This is a genomic window from Paenibacillus sp. FSL L8-0435, assembly GCF_037965655.1.
GTDB lineage: Bacteria > Bacillota > Bacilli > Paenibacillales > Paenibacillaceae > Paenibacillus.
The window spans coordinates 2,413,365-2,430,336 of the sequence record NZ_CP150185.1; the positions used below are offsets into that span (position 1 = coordinate 2,413,365).

Genomic DNA, 16,972 nt, shown 5'->3' on the forward strand with positions numbered 1-16,972 from the left:
CTGTAAGGGGGTGAGAACATGGTGGATGTATTATCACAAAATGAGATTGACGCCCTATTAGCAGCCCTTTCTTCTGGTGAAATGGACGCAGAAGAATTGAAGAAGGAAGAAACTCAGAAGAAAATTAGATCGTACGATTTTAAGCGGGCAGTGCGTTTTTCCAAAGACCATATCAGAAGCTTGACACGTATTCACGAAAACTTTGCACGCTTTCTCACCACTTATTTTTCAGCCCAACTGCGGACGTTCGTTCAAATCAATGTCGTTCAGGTCGAACAGTTGCCTTATGATGAGTTTATCCGTTCTATTCCTAAGATGACGATATTGAACATTTTTGAAGCGGAGCCACTACAGGGACGAATGGTGATGGAAGTCCATCCAAACGTGGGATATGCTATGTTGGATCGCCTTCTTGGTGGAACCGGGAGTGCTCCAACAAAGATTGCATCGATGACGGAGATTGAAACGACCATCATGGAACGAATATTCAGCCGTGCATTTGAAAGTTTGCAAGAAGCATGGAAGACCGTGTTGGATATTACCCCGAGGATGGAAGCGCTCGAGACCAATCCGCAATTTATGCAGATTGTATCTCCCAATGAGACCATTGCTCTGATCTCGCTCAGTACCAAAATTGGTGACACGACAGGCATGATCAATCTATGTATACCGCATGTCGTTCTTGAACCTATTATGTCACGGTTGTCAACTCATCAGTGGTTTGTTTCGGAGAAGAAAACGAGAGCTCCGGAGGAGTATGATGCTCTAAAAGAGCGTGTGAACAAAGCCAAGTTACCCATCGTTGCGGAATTGGGAGAATCCAGAATTTCAATTGCAGAATTTCTGGGTCTGTCGGTTGGCGATGTCATTACGTTGAACAAACCGGTTGATGAGGGACTTTCCATTAAAGTGGGTGACAAACTGAAATACATGGGCAGTCCGGGGACAATCAAGGACCGTGTGGCTGTGCAAATAGACGAGATTGTCACCGAAGGAGTTGAAGAATTTGACGAGTAAGGATTATTTATCCCAGGAAGAAATCGATGCTTTGCTCAGGCAATCGGAATCGATAAACAGCTCGGAACCCGCCGAAAAGACGGTTGATGATTTTTTGACCGAGCTGGAGCAGGATGCCTTGGGGGAGATTGGTAACATCACATTTGGTAGCGCGGCAACAGCCTTATCCACGCTATTAGGCCTCAAAGTAGATATTACAACACCTAAAGTTTCTATCATTAGTCGAACGCAGTTTGAAGAAGCTTTTCCTAAGCCGCATGTTGCCGTTCATGTGAATTACGTGGATGGATTCGAAGGCATTAACTCACTTGTTATCAAGAAGAGAGATGCTCAAGTCATCGCTGATTTGATGCTGGGTGGTGAAGGAAATCCGGTCGATGAAGAACTGAATGAAATCCATATTAGTGCGGTACAGGAAGCGATGAACCAGATGATGGGTTCCTCTGCAACCTCAATGTCCACGATTTTTAATCGTTTTGTGAATATTTCCCCTCCGGGTATCGATATTCTCAATCTGGAGAGTGGAGAGGGTGTAAGTAATCTTCCAGCAGATGAGACGCTCATCCAGGTTTCATTTCGCTTATTAATCGGGGATCTGATCGATTCCAATCTGATGCAGTTGCTACCAGTGCATTTTGCCAAAAACATGGTAGACATGCTGATTGGAGGCGCTCAGGAGTCAACTGCCAGCGCACCAGTGGCATCAACACCTGAACCTGCGCCAGCAGCTGTACCAGCAACGCCGCCACCGGTTGCAGAGCAGCCGCCCGTTCAACACCAACAGGCTCCACAGGCTCCACAACAGCCTGCTCAGGACTATAACGGATATGGACAGGCCCCGATGGGTATGCCTCAAGGAATGCCGCCACAGCAGCCGTATGGCATGCCCCCGCAGCAACCTTATGGTGCACCTCAACATTACGGTGGAATGCCAAATAGGAATGTTAACGTACAACCAGTTCAATTCGCCAATTTGCAAAACGGGGCGTATGGTCAGGTAGACGAAAACAATTTGAATTTATTGATGGACATTCCCCTTAAGGTCACCGTAGAATTAGGAAGGACCCAGAAGCAAATTAAAGATATTTTGGAACTGTCACAGGGTTCGATTGTCGAACTGGATAAGTTAGCCGGGGAACCTGTCGATATTTTGGTGAATAACAAACTGATCGCCAAGGGAGAAGTTGTCGTTATTGACGAAAACTTTGGTGTTCGTGTTATAGATATCGTTAGCCAATGGGACCGAATTCAGAAATTACAATAAGCACAATTTAGGGAGGACTTGAATCAAGATGGCAAACCGAATTTTAGTCGTAGACGACGCTGCATTTATGAGAATGATGATCCGGGACATTTTGTCCAAAAATGGATATGAGGTTGTTGGTGAGGCACAGGATGGCTCACAAGCAATTGAGAAATTTAAAGAGCTTCGTCCGGATCTGATCACAATGGATATTACGATGCCTGAGATGGATGGCATTGCAGCTTTGAAAGAAATCAAGAAGATTGATGCTAACGCTAAAGTAATTATGTGCTCCGCGATGGGGCAACAAGCGATGGTAATCGACGCTATTCAAGCAGGTGCCAAAGACTTTATCGTTAAACCGTTCCAATCGGACCGGGTTATCGAAGCGATCAGCAAGACACTGGGCGTTTAAGAGACATGATGATGGCTCAGGGTGATATTCCAGGAGGAGCTGGCGTGGGAACCAATTATTATTTACAGCTTGTATGGGTGATTGTTGTCCTGGCCGTCATCCTGGCCCTTATTGTTTATCTGATCCGTTTTTTAAACAAACGGAATCAGCAAATGTTCCGGCACGGCACAATTCGTACCCTGGGCGGGGTTGGACTGGGGCAAAACAAGTCGCTGCAAATTATTGAAATTGGTGGAAGTGTATATCTGCTTGGTGTAGGTGAAGACATTCAGTTGGTAGATAAGGTTTCAGATCTGGAAGAGGCGCAAAGAATCATTGATTCCTTCGAACGAGATGCTGCTGCACAACAAGGGAATCTCTCACCTCTCATTGCCAAGCTCACAAAACGTTTCCGTAGAGAAGAACCGCCGCGGGAAATGGAACTAGAGGACACAACTTCTTTTCACGAAATGTTTGAATCCAAACTTCGGCAGATGCCTAACCGTAAAGAGAAGATGGAAAAGCTCCTGGATAAAGACAATACTACAGATCGGTCGAGGGATTCATGAAGAAAAAGATTTGGTTAGCGTGTTGTTTATTAGGACTTATCAGTCTGGCATCTGTAACGGTTGCCTTTGCCGAACCCATTCCGAATATTGATATTCAGATTGGAAACGGTGATGGAGGGACACCAAGCACGAGTTCACTGTCCATCATTCTGTTAATTACGGTGCTTAGTATTGCTCCAGCAATGCTTGTACTGATGACCAGTTTTACTCGGATTGTGATTGTGCTCGGTTTTATACGTACATCTTTAGGTACACAACAAATGCCACCGAATCAGGTGCTGGTCGGTTTGGCGCTATTTCTGACACTTTTCATTATGTCGCCGACGTTGTCTTCCATAAATCAGGTAGCGCTTCAGCCCTATCTCCAGGGAGAGCTTACGCAAACCGAGGCACTTGAAAAAGCAGCTGATCCCATAAAGAAATTTATGTTTAGTCATACCAGAGAAAAAGATCTGTTACTGTTTATGAAGTACAATCAGACTGAACAACCAAAGACCTATCAGGATATCCCAATTACTGTTATGGTGCCGGCATATGTAATCAGTGAGTTGAAGACAGCATTCCAGATGGGGTTTATGATTTTTATTCCGTTTCTGGTTATAGACATTGTTGTCGCGAGTACACTCATGGCAATGGGGATGATGATGCTTCCGCCGGTCATGATCTCATTACCTTTCAAAATACTGCTCTTTGTCCTTGTAGACGGGTGGTATCTGGTTGTCAAGTCACTGTTACTGAGTTTTAATACTTGATCCGGAAAGTTAAAGGAGGACGGTCATGACTTCGGAATTTATTATCGGTCTGGCCGGGAAAGCGGTATACACGTCATTGCTGGCCAGCGCACCCATGCTTATACTAGCTCTGGTTGTAGGACTTGCAATCAGTATTTTTCAAGCGACAACTCAAATTCAGGAACAAACATTAGCTTTTGTGCCCAAGATTGTTGCCGTACTTCTGGCAGTACTTTTGTTTGGACCTTGGATCTTAAATATCTTGGTCGATTTTACGTTTAACATTCTCGATAATCTATACAGATACATAGGGTAGGCTTTAGCAGATGGAGACATTGTTGCAAAGTTTCCCTGTCGCTCTGCTTATGTTTTGTCGAATCACATCATTTTTTGTAACTGCACCAGTTTTTTCGGCTCGAAATGTGCCGGCTTCAGTTAAAATTGGTATCTCTGCATTTGTCACATTGTCTGTCTATCTGATCTATGGAATAGACCAGACCGTGCCTACAGACCTGAGCTATGTCTTATTGATCATCAGAGAGATTTTAATTGGCCTGCTTTTAGGTTTTGTGGCTTATCTGTTGATGACGGCTGTCCAGACTGCGGGGACCTTTATCGATCTACAGATCGGTTTTGGTATGGCTAATGTATATGATCCAATGACAGGTGCTTCAGCTCCACTTACGGGTAACTTGAAGTATGCATTTGCAATGCTTCTGTTTCTGACGATGAATGGACACCATTATTTGCTGGATGCGATAGTTTACAGTTACCGGTGGGTACCATTATCGAATGTGTTTTTCCTACGGTTGGCAGATGGAAGTATTGCTGAATTTTTGATTCAGACCTTAGGTCAATCATTTATGCTGGCTTTTCAGATGTCGGCTCCAATTGTAGTTGCGTTGTTTTTGACGGATGTTGGATTGGGTTTTTTGGCCAAAACTGCTCCTCAATTTAATGTATTTGCAGTTGGGTTGCCGCTTAAGTTACTCGTTGGTCTTGCTATTTTGCTTTTGCTGGTTCCCAGTTTCTCCTTTGTATTTAGTCAATTGTTCGAAGCGATTTTCAGATCGATGGAAAAATTGCTTGGAACCATTGGACAAAGGCCCGGCTGAGTGAAACGGAGGAAAAGACACGGATGAAACTTCAACTCGACCTCCAGTTGTTTTCAGGGGAGAAGACGGAGAAAGCTACCCCGAAAAAGAGACAGGATACACGAAAAAAAGGACAGGTTGTAAAAAGTGCTGAACTATCTGGCGCATCCATTCTCCTAATCGCGTTTTTGATCATGATGGTATTCAGCAATTTCTATAAAGAACGTATAGTTCGTCTGTTTACAGATATCTTTATCAATCGATTGAGTATGGATATCACCGGAGAGAATGTGATGGCGCTTATGATGCGCTATGGCATTGAAGTTTTGTTACTGATCGCTCCCGTTTTGCTGGGTGCGTTATTGGTTGCTTTGATCGTTAACTACATGCAAGTTGGTTTTCTTCTTGTAGGGGAAGGTTTGAAGCCAAAACTTGAGAAACTGGACCCGATTAAAGGTTTCAAAAATATATTCTCTCTCCGCTCATTAGTGGAATTTGCTAAATCCATTTTGAAAATGTCGATTATCGGTTATCTCGTTTACAGTACAATTAAGGGCTACCAGTCAGATATTGCTTCACTTTCTCATTTTTCATTGGATGCTATTTTACATTTCGCTGCGTCGATCACTTTAAGTCTTGGTATCAAGATTGCAGTGGCATTAATGATACTTGCGATATTTGATTACATGTATCAGAAGTATGACCATGAGAAGAAGATTCGCATGTCCAAGCAGGACATTAAGGATGAGTACAAGAAAATGGAAGGCGATCCGCTGATCAAAGGTAAAATCCGGGAACGTCAGCGTCGTATGGCTATGCAGCGTATGATGCAGGAAGTGCCGAATGCGGATGTAATCATCACGAACCCGACCCACTTCGCGGTTGCGCTAAAGTATGAAGGTTCCGAGATGGAGGCACCGCAGATTATTGCCAAAGGTCAGGATTATGTCGCCTTGCGTATTAAGGAAATTGCCAAAGAAAACGGTGTTATTACGATGGAAAACAAGCCGTTAGCACGAGCATTGTTCCAGAGAGCCGAGATTGGTGACGCTATACCGGCCGATTTGTTTCAAGCGGTAGCCGAAGTGCTGGCTTATGTATATAAACTAAAGGGCAGAACGAAATAAAAGGGGATCGGAGGCCGTACATTCATTGAAGATTAAAGATATAGCTGTCCTTGCGGGTATCATTGGCATTGTGTTGATGATGATTCTCCCGATCCCGCCCTGGCTGTTGGACTTGTTGCTGGTCGTGAATATTTCAATTGCTCTGATGATACTCCTTGTTGCCATGAACAGCAAAGAAGCGTTGCAGTTTTCTATTTTTCCAGCTTTGCTGTTGATCACTACACTATTCCGACTGGCACTGAACATTTCGACAACCAAGCTAATCCTTGGTGATGGGGATGCCGGAGCTGTAGTTGCTACCTTTGGTAGCTGGATTGCTGGTGGGCAAATTGCGATTGGATTTATCGTGTTTTTGATCCTCGTTGTCGTTCAGTTTATCGTTATTACAAAGGGGTCTGAGCGCGTAGCTGAAGTTGCTGCCCGATTCACCCTCGATGCGATGCCTGGTAAACAAATGAGTATTGATGCGGATCTGAATGCGGGTCTGATCAACGAGCAACAAGCTCGTGAGCGTCGTTCCAAAATTGAACGTGAAGCCGATTTCTATGGAGCGATGGATGGAGCAAGTAAATTCGTAAAAGGTGACGCAATTGCAAGTATTATCATCCTCCTGATCAATCTCATTGGTGGATTTATAATCGGTATGACTGTGCATGGGATGGCTTTTGCAGATGCAATGTCAACGTACTCTGTACTGACGATCGGAGATGGATTGGTAAGCCAAATCCCTGCTCTGCTTATTTCTACAGCAGCAGGACTTATCGTCACCAGAGCGTCATCCGAAGGAAACCTGGCAGATGATATTACAGGGCAACTGTTTACATATCCAATACTTATTTATATCGTAGCTTTCGTTATCGCCATGCTCGGTTTCTTCACACCCATTCATGTTATTACTACGCTTCCGTTGGCAGGTGTGTTGGCATATGCCGCGTGGCGTATGCAGAATAATCTGAATTTGAAACAAGTAGCGGAAGAACAGTTGGAAGAAGAACAGCAGATTGAAGAGGTTAGAAGTCCTGAAAGTGTAATTAACCTGCTTCAGGTGGACCCTATTGAGTTTGAATTTGGTTATGGTTTAATCCCGCTTGCTGATAATCAGCAGGGTGGGGACTTATTGGATCGGATCATTATGATTCGGAGGCAGTGTGCTCTTGAACTGGGGTTGGTCGTACCGGTCATACGGATTCGAGATAATATCCAGCTTAGACCCAATGAGTATGTTATCAAAATTAAGGGTAATGTGGTAGGCGGAGGAGAACTGTTGCTGAATCATTACCTTGCCATGAGTCCTGGCTATGATGAGGAGTCTGTGACAGGTATTGAAACGACGGAGCCTGCTTTTGGACTTCCGGCACTATGGATTGATGAAGTAACCAAAGACAGAGCTGAACTTGCAGGATATACGGTCGTTGATCCGCCTTCCGTTGTGGCTACACATCTGACTGAACTGATCAAGAAACATGCGCATGAGTTACTTGGAAGACAAGAGACAAAAGCACTTGTGGATAATCTCAGAGAGAACTATTCTGCCCTTGTGGATGAACTGATCCCTTCGCTACTTTCCATTGGTGATGTACAGAAAGTTCTTGCCAAGTTATTGCGTGAGAAAATATCTATTCGGGATATGGTTACCATCTTCGAGACACTGGCGGACTATGGTACGTATACGAAGGATCCTGATGTGCTGACTGAATACGTCAGACAATCCCTCTCACGTCAGATTACTCAGCAGTTCTCTCAAAAAGGTGAGACACTTCGAGTGATCACGGTTGGACCTGGTCTTGAGAAGAAAATTGCTGAAAGTGTGCAACAATCGGATCAAGGCAGTTATCTTGCGCTGGACCCTGTATCTACACAAAGTGTATATCAGAAGCTCAGTGAACAAGTGAACCGTTTGATTCAATCAGGTCAGCAACCTGTTGTATTAACTTCTCCAACCATTCGGATGTATCTGCGTCAGGTTATTGAACGTACTATGCAGGACATTCCTGTGCTTTCCTACAGCGAGTTGGAGCCGAATGTTGAAATTCAAAGTATCGGGGTGGTGAACTTATGAGAGTAAAACAATACGTTGTTGAGACCATGCCCGAAGCTATGCTTCAAATTCGCAAAGACCTGGGAAGTGATGCCGTTATTCTGTCCACCAAAGAGATTAAGGTGGGCGGTGTAATGGGAATGTTTCGCAAAAAACGGATCGAAGTTGTAGCTGCAGTGGATAAGGAAGAAAACAAGCAAACAACAAAGCCAGTACAAAATCAATTCACACCTGTACCTCGTGCATTTGTACCTGAGGCTTATCGGCAAACAGCTCGTTCGTTTGTTGCGGCTTCTGATGAGTCGGCGACAATGAGTACAGGTGATCAAAGTGCACAGGACCAATCTGCGGCTGCGCCGTCTGTGTTTGAATCGCGTAATATCGGTTCAGACATAGACAGCGGCTCTGGTTCTTCGAGCACGGATCATAAACCGCGACCGCAAGGGGCGGATTTTTCGGGTTCAGCAACTGGTCCGAAGCCAACAGGTTCAGACCTGCAGCAGGATAAGTTGATGACTGAATTGCAGGATCTTAAACAGATGGTAACCAGGCTTTCAAAGCAAGGTACTTCTGCGGATCCTGTGCCAGAGGAACTGCATACGATCCGAGAACGTTTGACAGAACAAGATGTTTGGCCTGAAGTATGGGAATCCTGGTTTGATTCAATTCAAGCAAAATGGTCTGAGGATGGATTGAAAGAACAGGATGTAGAGCAAATAGTGAAGCTTGAGGTTATGCACTTTTTGGAGCAACGTATTGAAGAAGGCATTCTTCCTACCACGCGAATCGTCTATGTAGCTGGACCAACCGGTGTAGGGAAAACAACGACAATTGCAAAATTGGCTGCTGAACAAATGTTCAAAAAACAGCGTAAAGTTGGATTCATTACATCAGATACGTATCGGATCTCGGCGGTAGAACAGCTTAGAACATATGCATCTATACTGAATGTTCCACTTGAGGTGGTACAATCACCCGGTGATACACAACGTGCCATTTCTCGATTAGAGAATTGTGATTTGATTTTTATGGATACAGCGGGTAGAAACTACAGAAATGAATTACTTGTTTCGGAATTGCAAAGTTTGCTTGCTCCTGTAGAGAATAGCGAAACCTTTCTGGTCATGAGTATGACTTCCAAAAGTGCTGATATGGTTCAGATTACGGAACATTTCAGTAAATATGGTCTAGATAAGGTGATTTTCACCAAAATGGATGAGACTGGGAGTTGCGGTCCGTTATTTAACTTGTTACACCGTTTTCCACTCAAGCTCGCATATGTGGCAAATGGACAAAATGTTCCGGACGATTTGTTGAAGCCGGATGCAGATTCGTTGTCCAAACAGTTGCTGGGAGAATGGTCACAATGAAGGATCAGGCAGCTGCACTTCGAAGTATGGTCTCCGCGCCATTGGAATTGGAAGGCATTGAGCGAGATATTCGATCCTCGAAAATCATTACTGTGGCCAGTGGTAAGGGAGGTGTTGGTAAATCCAATTTCACACTGAACTTTGCCTTGGCATTGCAGGCTTTGGGGCAAAAGGTACTTGTATTTGATGCTGATATTGGAATGGCTAATATTGATGTTCTTATGGGTACGTCTTCTTCCTATAATCTTTACCACCTGTTGTACCGACATAAATCCATAAGGGAAATCATACAACTGGGTGCCAGTGGCTTGCCTTACATTGCTGGGGGATCAGGCATGAAAGAGTTGTTCTCATTGTCTGATCGTGATCTGGAGTTTTTCGCCAGTCAAGTCGAGGATATTGCCCAGGAAATGGATTATGTCATCTTTGACACTGGGGCAGGACTCTCCAGAGAGAATATGAAGTTCATCGGTGCTGCTGATGAATGCCTGATTATAACTACACCTGAACCGACTTCAATAACCGATGCTTATGCTTTAGTCAAAGTTATGCACGGCCAGGAAAATGCTACGCCCTTTCGGATGATCGTTAACCGGGTGGAAGACGAACGAGAAGCGGAACGGGTGGCAGATAAAATAGCTGGAGTGGCGAGGCGGTTTTTGCAGACGGATATTCCGCTACTTGGGTATATTTCAGAAGACGCCCAGGTAGTCAAGGCGGTTAAAAGGCAAATGCCCTATAGTCTGGCTTATCCCAATGCCAAAGCCTCCAAAGATATAGAGAAACTTGCTCTTCGTTATCTGGCTGTACCTGCAACTCCGGGATCCGGAACCTTGACAGGAATCAGGGGATTTATGAATAAGTGGCTTAAACGAACAACATGATTTCTGAATAAAGGAAACAGGGGTGACACAACATGGCGGTGTATCAAGTATTGGTTGTCGATGATTCCGCTTTTATGCGTAAGATTGTTACGGATTTGATCCAAGCGGATCCGGAATTCAAGGTTACGGCAACGGCATCAAACGGTAGAGAAGCGATTCAAAAATCACTAGAATTGAAACCAGATATTATTACAATGGACGTTGAGATGCCCGAAATGAATGGGTTGGATGCTTTAAAATCAATTATGAAGGAATCTTTCGTTCCTGTGATTATGCTCTCTGGTATCAATGAACAAGGTATGAAAGAAACCATTATGGCGCTTGAAGCCGGGGCATTTGACTTCATTCGCAAACCATCTATTTCACATGACCAGGATATTGCTCAAGTCGGTAAAGCCTTGGTTGAGCGCATGCGTGCTGCGATGAATGAGATCAAAAGAAAAGCTGATCGTGAGTTATCCATGAAAAATAGAGACATGTTGCGAGGAGCAGTTGCTCCCCCAACTCAGCCAGTGCAGAAAGAACTGCCGGCTAGGGATCGAGCGGAACCTGTGAAAAAAACGATCGAACCTGTCCAGACGAGTCAACACTCTCTTCGAGAGCGGACTGAAGCTTTTCAGGCCAAGTCAAAGAAAACAATTGAACCATTGTCACCTTCAAAACCAAGTCGCGTAGAGAACAAATCAGAGCCTTTGCCGAAGGCTGAGCGTAATCTGGGGACGAAGGCAGAAAAAGCAGTGAGGTCAGCTAATACGGTACAGACTCCAAAGGAAGTTCGACTACCTAATGCAGCTAGAGTGGCAGCCGATCAAATAGCGGCAACTTCTGCCTCTGCAAAAGCCAAGGATGTAATCAAGCCTAATCCTGTCCCCAAAGGTGGAGGGGGGCTGGAAGGACCATTCAACAAACTTGTGGCAATAGGTTGTTCTACGGGTGGACCGAGGGCTCTCAAAACATTGCTTGAGCAGTTGCCTGCTGATTTGCCTGCACCGGTTATTATTGTGCAGCATATGCCGCCCAACTTCACACGTTCTCTGGCTCAACGATTAAATACATTCAGTCCACTGCATGTGGTTGAAGCTGAAGAGGGCATGGTTCTGAAAAAAGGAACTGCCTATATAGCACCCGGCGGATTCCATGTGAAAGTTAACAAAACAGCAGACGGGAAGTTTATCGTGAAGCTGACTGAAGATCAACCAGTGAATGGCCATAGACCTTCAGTGGATACGATGTTTGAGTCACTTCTGCCGTTTACATCTTTACAAAGGCATCTTGTTTTGCTCACGGGAATGGGAAGTGATGGAGCACGTATGATGAAGAGATTATACGAAGCTGGAGTTACATCAACCTTTGCCGAGAATGAAGAAACATGTGTTGTATATGGTATGCCGCGTTCTGCTGTAGAGCTGCAATGCGTTCGTCATCTTCTGCCATTGCAGGAGATTGCGTCTAAACTTGTTCAAGCAGTGAAATAACGGAGTGTAACTCACGGAGGAGGTGCCTCACAATGGACATGAACCAATATTTATCCATGTTTATTGATGAGTCTAATGATCATCTGCAATCGCTTAACGAAAACATGCTTCAACTCGAAGGCAATCCGGAAGACCTGGGCATAGTTCAGGTTATATTCCGCTCTGCTCATACCTTGAAGGGTATGGCAGCAACTATGGGCTTTGAAGATTTGGCATCACTGACACATAAAATGGAAAATGTGTTGGATCTGGTTCGTAATGAGAAGTTGAAAATGCAGGATTACATTTTTGATACCATGTTCAAGAGTCTGGACGCTTTGGAAACCATGGTTCAGGATATTACCGAAGGTGGACAAGGTAAAGCAGATGTGTCGGCAATCGTAGCTTCACTTCAGGCCATTGAAAATGGTGAAATGACAAACGGAGACGGACCTGCTACAGAAACAAACAAGCCAGCTAACGCTTCAATTTCTTCGGCTGTGGAGCTGGATGAATTCCAATATTCAGTGCTGGATCAGTCGATCGCCGAAGGTCATCGTGTGTTCTACGTGGATGTGCTTGTTAGCGAGCATAGCCAGTTAAAAGGTGTACGGGCTTATATGGTCTTTGATATGCTGGAACGTTCAGGTGAAGTCGTTAAGGCTTACCCATCCGTTCAGGATATTGAGCAGGAGAAGTTTGAGCGCAGTTTCTCGTTGTATTACATAACAACTAAAGAGGCGCACGAACTGGAAGAAGGCATCATGAGTATCTCTGAAATTGAAAGTGCGAAGCTCATTCAACTGGATCAGGAGACTCTTCAGCAGATGGCCAATCAGGTAGCAGCTACAGTTGAAGCGCCACCCGCACCAACAGCTGTAGCTGAGGTTGCTTCGCCGGATAAGAATTCTGTACCGAAAGAAGAAGCCACAACGGTACCAGCTAAAACAGCTGCACCGAAGCAAGCTGCTGCACCTTCACGTACCATTCGTGTGGATATTGAACGTCTCGACGTATTGATGAACCTGTTCAGCGAATTGTTGATTGACCGTTCACGTCTGGAGCAACTGGCCAGTGAAACAGGCAACAATGATTTATCCGATACAGTAGCTCATTTAAGTCGAGTTAGCACAGATTTGCAAAATATTGTACTGAAATTGCGGATGGTTCCGGTAGATACTGTATTTAATCGATTCCCGCGCATGATCCGTGATCTGGCTAAGACACTTGATAAAAAAATCGATCTGGTGATTACAGGTGCTGAGACGGAACTGGATCGTACGGTAATTGATGAGATTGGTGATCCGCTTGTGCATTTACTGCGTAACGCGGTTGACCATGGTGTGGAATCCATTGCAGAGCGTGTAGCTGCAGGTAAACCAGAGATGGGAACAGTAAACCTGCGTGCCTTCCACAGTGGGAATCACGTATTTATCGAGATTGAAGATGATGGTAAAGGTATCTATCGCGACAAGCTTTTGAAAACCGCGATCAAACGTGGTGTTGTAACCGAAGAACAAGGTGCCAAGATGAGTGACGATGAAGTAAATCAACTGTTGTTCGCACCTGGTTTTAGTACTGCTGATATTATCTCGGATATCTCTGGCCGTGGCGTTGGCTTGGATGTAGTAAAATCGAAGATCACTTCGCTTGGCGGTAATGTAACCATTCATTCAACTCCAGGCAAAGGCACGAACTTCTCTGTTCAGCTTCCATTGACTCTATCCATTATTGCTGCAATGCTTGTACGACTTGGTTCAGAGAAATACGCTGTTCCGTTGTCCTCCATTGTAGAGACGGCCATTGTACAACGTGAGCAAGTTCGTAATATTCACGGCAATAAAATGATCACGTTCCGTGAGTCACTGATTCCGTACTTGTCCTTGAGCGAAGTTTTCTCCGTACCGGATTTCAATGACGCTGATGAGCCGGAAACAGAAATTGTCGTGATTCGCAAAGGCGACCGTCTTGCAGCCGTAGCTGTTGAAGAATTTATTGGACAGAGTGAGATTGTTCTCAAATCAATGGGAACCTATCTTCCTGCTATTGAAGGAATCTCTGGAGCAACCATTCTCGGAGATGGACAAGTAGCCCTGATTCTTGATCCTAATGCATTTATTAAATAAGCATAGAGCTAAGTCTTACATTTAATAGGGAGGTTTTTTACATGGAAGAAGAGTTGAAAGTCATCGTCTTTAAATTGGGTTCCGAAGAGTATGGTATTGAGGTAGATAAGGTTCAGACGATTGAGCGCATGATGCCAATTACCCGTGTTCCCAAGACACTTTCCTTTGTAAAAGGAGTTATTAATCTACGCGGTGTTGTAATTCCGGTCATTGATCTACGCGGTCGTTTCTCCCTTCCGGAAACGGAATACACGGATCAGACTCGTATTGTTATCGTAGGTGTAGACGACATGCAAGTTGGCTTTATCGTAGATTCTGCCAATGATGTTATTGATATCAAGAGCAGTGCAATCGATAGCCCACCAGAAGTGGTTGGCGGCGTCAAAGCAAGATACCTGCGAGGTGTTGCTAAATTGGAGGATTCACGCTTGTTGATTATGCTCAACCTAAACGAAGTATTAAATAAAAGCGAGATTGTACAGCTGGAAAGTGTTGAGGGCTAGTACCGTGGAGATGTTCAACCGATTTGAGGTATTCCAGATGGATGTGCTCAAAGAGGTCGGTAACATTGGAGCAGGCAACGCCGCAACGGCGTTGTCTCAACTCCTCAACAGACCGATTGACATGGGTGTACCTACAGTACAAATGCTCCCTTTTGAAGAAGTTGCCGAAAAAGTGGGCGGAGATGAACGCATCGTGGTTACCGTGTTTCTTCGTGTAGAAGGCGAAGCACCGGGAAATCTTTTCTTTATGATGACACCAGAGGCTGCTAAAATGTTGTTGAATAGACTTGCCGGGTTTGATCTAAAAGAAGGACTCGCTTTTACAGATATGGAACAATCAGCGCTTTCCGAAATTGGAAATATTTTGGCTGGATCCTATCTTTCTTCTTTGGCAGATTTCACGAAGTTGTCTATGTATCCAACTGTTCCTGGACTTGCCATCGACATGGCGGGTGCCATTCTAAGTTATGGCTTGCTGCAATTTGGCGAGATGGGTGACGCTGCATTGTTGATTGACACATCTTTCTTTGAAGGTGAAGATCAAGTTGAGGGTCAGTTTTTCCTCATTCCGGATCCACCATCCTTTGCAAAGATATTTGAATCGCTAGGGGTGCCACTGAGCCATGATTGAGGACAAAAGCGTCGTTAAAGTCGGTATGGCGGATTTAAACATCGCTCATCTTCCTGGTGTAATCCGTACGACGGGCTTGGGCTCGTGTGTGGGATTAACAATGTATGACCCACATTTGAAGCTGGCTGGAATGGCGCATGTCATGCTTCCTACTTCAGAGATCGCCCGTGAAGGGAAACTGAACACTGCGAAATATGCGGATACGGCGTTGCCTGAGCTTTTGGAAAAGATGATAAAACTAGGCGCTTCTCACTCACGTATTGTGTCTAAAATGGCCGGGGGCTCTCAGATGTTTGCCTTTGCTGGCGCAGGAGATACAATGCGCATTGGACCAAGGAATGCAGATTCTTGTCGAGAGTGGCTTCAAAAACTCAATATCCCTCTTCTAGCAGAAGATACGGGTGGGAATTATGGACGAACGATTGAGATGGACTGTGAAACTGGACTTTTGACTATTCGAAGTGTACAAATGGGTGTAAAGGAATTATAAGACTATGATAGGAAACTACCGCATTAATCTTGGAGCAGGCATCGTTGGGTTTATTCTTACTTTTTTTGTAGCATACAGCAGCAATGTGCTGATGACCAGTTTAATTCGCGGATTGATCGGATTCGTAGCCTGGTTTGTCCTTGCATATGGTTTACGCTGGGGATTGGGATTGCTGCTGAACCCTCAGATCGAGGGAAATGGGTATGGTTATGATTCACCAAATGCTCAAGATCAAAGAGGTTCACAGGTGGACATTAAAATCGAAGACGATGGACAAGAGCTGAATGATTTGCTCAAGAGTGGACAGAACGCTTCATCTGGGGACGATCTTCCGCCATCTGAGACGAAAGCTCCAACGGGATTCGCCCCTTTGGATCCGCCTAAACTTGTCCGGACCAAGGATCCGGAGGAATTGGCGCAGGCCGTTCGTCACCTGACAGACAAATAAGGAGGGTGAAAGCAATTGAACGAGCGTAAAGCTTCACATTTGAACCATTCTGATCTGTGGGAAAAGTGGAAAGAACATGGAGATCTTGAAGCCAAGAAAACGTTGATTGAAAAGTATCTTCATATTGTAAATTATGTATCCGGTCGACTGGCTGTTGGTTTGCCCAAAAATGTTCCCAAGGATGACCTGGAGAGCAATGGCGTTATGGGGTTAATTGATGCATTGGAGAAGTTCGACTATGAACGTGGTCTGCAATTTGAAACTTATGCATCATGGAGGGTCCGCGGAGCCATTCTTGACGGTCTGCGTCAAGGTGATTGGGTTCCGCGTTCTGTGCGGGAGAAGGCCAAGCGAATTGAAGACGCCTACCAACAGCTGGAACAAAGTTATCTCAGGTCTGTTAGTGATGAGGAAATGAGCGAGTACCTGGACGTGTCCACTAAAGATTTTCAACATATGCTTCAGGAAGTGGCAGTCATGTCACTTTGCTCGCTGGAGGACCCAATTCGTGAGGAAGAGTCTGAGACTCGTCTGTCTTTGATGGTGGATGAGAAAGCCAAAAACCCGGATTATAAAGTGAATGAGTTTTATTTGAAGGAAGCTTTGGTGCAAGGGCTTGACAAGTTGACGGTAAAAGAGAGAACGGTTGTTTCACTCTTGTATTACGAAGATCTTTCTCTTAGTGAAATTGCTGAGGTTATGTCTCTTTCTCCGTCTCGTATATCCCAGTTACATTCCAAGGCAATATTACGATTACGCGGCACGTTGGACAAACAGAAAGATTTGTTGATGCGTAAAGATTAATAGAGAGAAGTAATATCATTGGAGTTTGGGGAGTGGAAAGTCTAAAAGG

The 16,972-nt window shown here is 44.7% G+C and carries 18 protein-coding genes; all 18 read left to right on the forward strand.

Annotation, left to right across the window (positions count from 1 at the left end; genetic code table 11):
* Nucleotides 1-18: 18 nt before the first annotated feature.
* From fliM to NST33_RS11085, 18 genes are read left to right on the forward strand one after another with little or no spacing between them, the layout of a single operon-like run.
* Nucleotides 19-1,017, forward strand: coding sequence for a flagellar motor switch protein FliM (fliM, locus tag NST33_RS11000; RefSeq protein ID WP_221824176.1), 999 nt, complete (start codon nucleotides 19-21; stop codon nucleotides 1,015-1,017).
* Complete coding sequence (gene fliY / locus NST33_RS11005; protein ID WP_150367668.1) at nucleotides 1,007-2,281, forward strand: flagellar motor switch phosphatase FliY; 1,275 nt, start codon at nucleotides 1,007-1,009, stop codon at nucleotides 2,279-2,281. Before fliM ends, fliY begins: the two co-directional genes overlap by 11 nt.
* Before the next feature lie 28 nt (nucleotides 2,282-2,309).
* Complete coding sequence (locus NST33_RS11010; RefSeq protein ID WP_017689175.1) at nucleotides 2,310-2,675, forward strand: response regulator; 366 nt, start codon at nucleotides 2,310-2,312, stop codon at nucleotides 2,673-2,675.
* An 11-nt stretch (nucleotides 2,676-2,686) separates the two neighbouring features.
* Complete coding sequence (locus tag NST33_RS11015; protein WP_143760270.1) at nucleotides 2,687-3,223, forward strand: flagellar biosynthetic protein FliO; 537 nt, start codon at nucleotides 2,687-2,689, stop codon at nucleotides 3,221-3,223.
* Entirely contained in the window at nucleotides 3,220-3,975 is a 756-nt protein-coding gene (gene fliP / locus NST33_RS11020) for a flagellar type III secretion system pore protein FliP (RefSeq protein ID WP_017689173.1), read from the forward strand. The genes NST33_RS11015 and fliP overlap by 4 nt, the downstream gene beginning before the upstream one ends.
* Before the next feature lie 25 nt (nucleotides 3,976-4,000).
* Nucleotides 4,001-4,270, forward strand: a complete 270-nt coding sequence (gene fliQ / locus NST33_RS11025; RefSeq protein ID WP_047842485.1) for a flagellar biosynthesis protein FliQ — start codon at nucleotides 4,001-4,003, stop codon at nucleotides 4,268-4,270.
* Nucleotides 4,271-4,280: 10 nt separating this feature from the next.
* On the forward strand, nucleotides 4,281-5,069 hold the full coding sequence (gene fliR / locus NST33_RS11030) for a flagellar biosynthetic protein FliR (RefSeq protein WP_036609353.1): 789 nt from the start codon (nucleotides 4,281-4,283) through the stop codon (nucleotides 5,067-5,069).
* Nucleotides 5,070-5,092: 23 nt separating this feature from the next.
* A complete protein-coding gene (gene flhB, locus NST33_RS11035) occupies nucleotides 5,093-6,175 on the forward strand; it encodes a flagellar biosynthesis protein FlhB (RefSeq protein ID WP_179088479.1) in 1,083 nt (360 codons plus the stop codon).
* A 25-nt stretch (nucleotides 6,176-6,200) separates the two neighbouring features.
* Nucleotides 6,201-8,234, forward strand: coding sequence for a flagellar biosynthesis protein FlhA (flhA, locus tag NST33_RS11040; protein ID WP_091017288.1), 2,034 nt, complete (start codon nucleotides 6,201-6,203; stop codon nucleotides 8,232-8,234).
* Entirely contained in the window at nucleotides 8,231-9,583 is a 1,353-nt protein-coding gene (gene flhF, locus NST33_RS11045; protein ID WP_221824175.1) for a flagellar biosynthesis protein FlhF, read from the forward strand. Before flhA ends, flhF begins: the two co-directional genes overlap by 4 nt.
* Complete coding sequence (locus tag NST33_RS11050) at nucleotides 9,580-10,467, forward strand: MinD/ParA family protein (protein ID WP_076208891.1); 888 nt, start codon at nucleotides 9,580-9,582, stop codon at nucleotides 10,465-10,467. The genes flhF and NST33_RS11050 overlap by 4 nt, the downstream gene beginning before the upstream one ends.
* Before the next feature lie 32 nt (nucleotides 10,468-10,499).
* A complete protein-coding gene (locus tag NST33_RS11055) occupies nucleotides 10,500-11,942 on the forward strand; it encodes a chemotaxis protein CheB (RefSeq protein ID WP_221824173.1) in 1,443 nt (480 codons plus the stop codon).
* Between the two features lie 32 nt (nucleotides 11,943-11,974).
* Nucleotides 11,975-14,047 carry a chemotaxis protein CheA gene (locus tag NST33_RS11060; protein ID WP_221824171.1) on the forward strand — a complete coding sequence of 691 codons (2,073 nt, stop codon included), beginning with the start codon at nucleotides 11,975-11,977 and terminating at the stop codon, nucleotides 14,045-14,047.
* Between the two features lie 41 nt (nucleotides 14,048-14,088).
* Nucleotides 14,089-14,550, forward strand: a complete 462-nt coding sequence (locus tag NST33_RS11065) for a chemotaxis protein CheW (protein ID WP_036609340.1) — start codon at nucleotides 14,089-14,091, stop codon at nucleotides 14,548-14,550.
* A 10-nt stretch (nucleotides 14,551-14,560) separates the two neighbouring features.
* Nucleotides 14,561-15,181: a chemotaxis protein CheC gene (locus NST33_RS11070; RefSeq protein WP_091034987.1), complete on the forward strand. Its 621-nt coding sequence runs from the start codon at nucleotides 14,561-14,563 to the stop codon at nucleotides 15,179-15,181.
* Nucleotides 15,174-15,671: a chemotaxis protein CheD gene (locus tag NST33_RS11075; RefSeq protein WP_017689162.1), complete on the forward strand. Its 498-nt coding sequence runs from the start codon at nucleotides 15,174-15,176 to the stop codon at nucleotides 15,669-15,671. Before NST33_RS11070 ends, NST33_RS11075 begins: the two co-directional genes overlap by 8 nt.
* Before the next feature lie 4 nt (nucleotides 15,672-15,675).
* Entirely contained in the window at nucleotides 15,676-16,119 is a 444-nt protein-coding gene (locus tag NST33_RS11080) for a hypothetical protein (protein WP_076208888.1), read from the forward strand.
* A gap of 15 nt (nucleotides 16,120-16,134) precedes the next feature.
* Nucleotides 16,135-16,923: a FliA/WhiG family RNA polymerase sigma factor gene (locus NST33_RS11085; protein WP_017689160.1), complete on the forward strand. Its 789-nt coding sequence runs from the start codon at nucleotides 16,135-16,137 to the stop codon at nucleotides 16,921-16,923.
* Nucleotides 16,924-16,972: the final 49 nt, after the last annotated feature.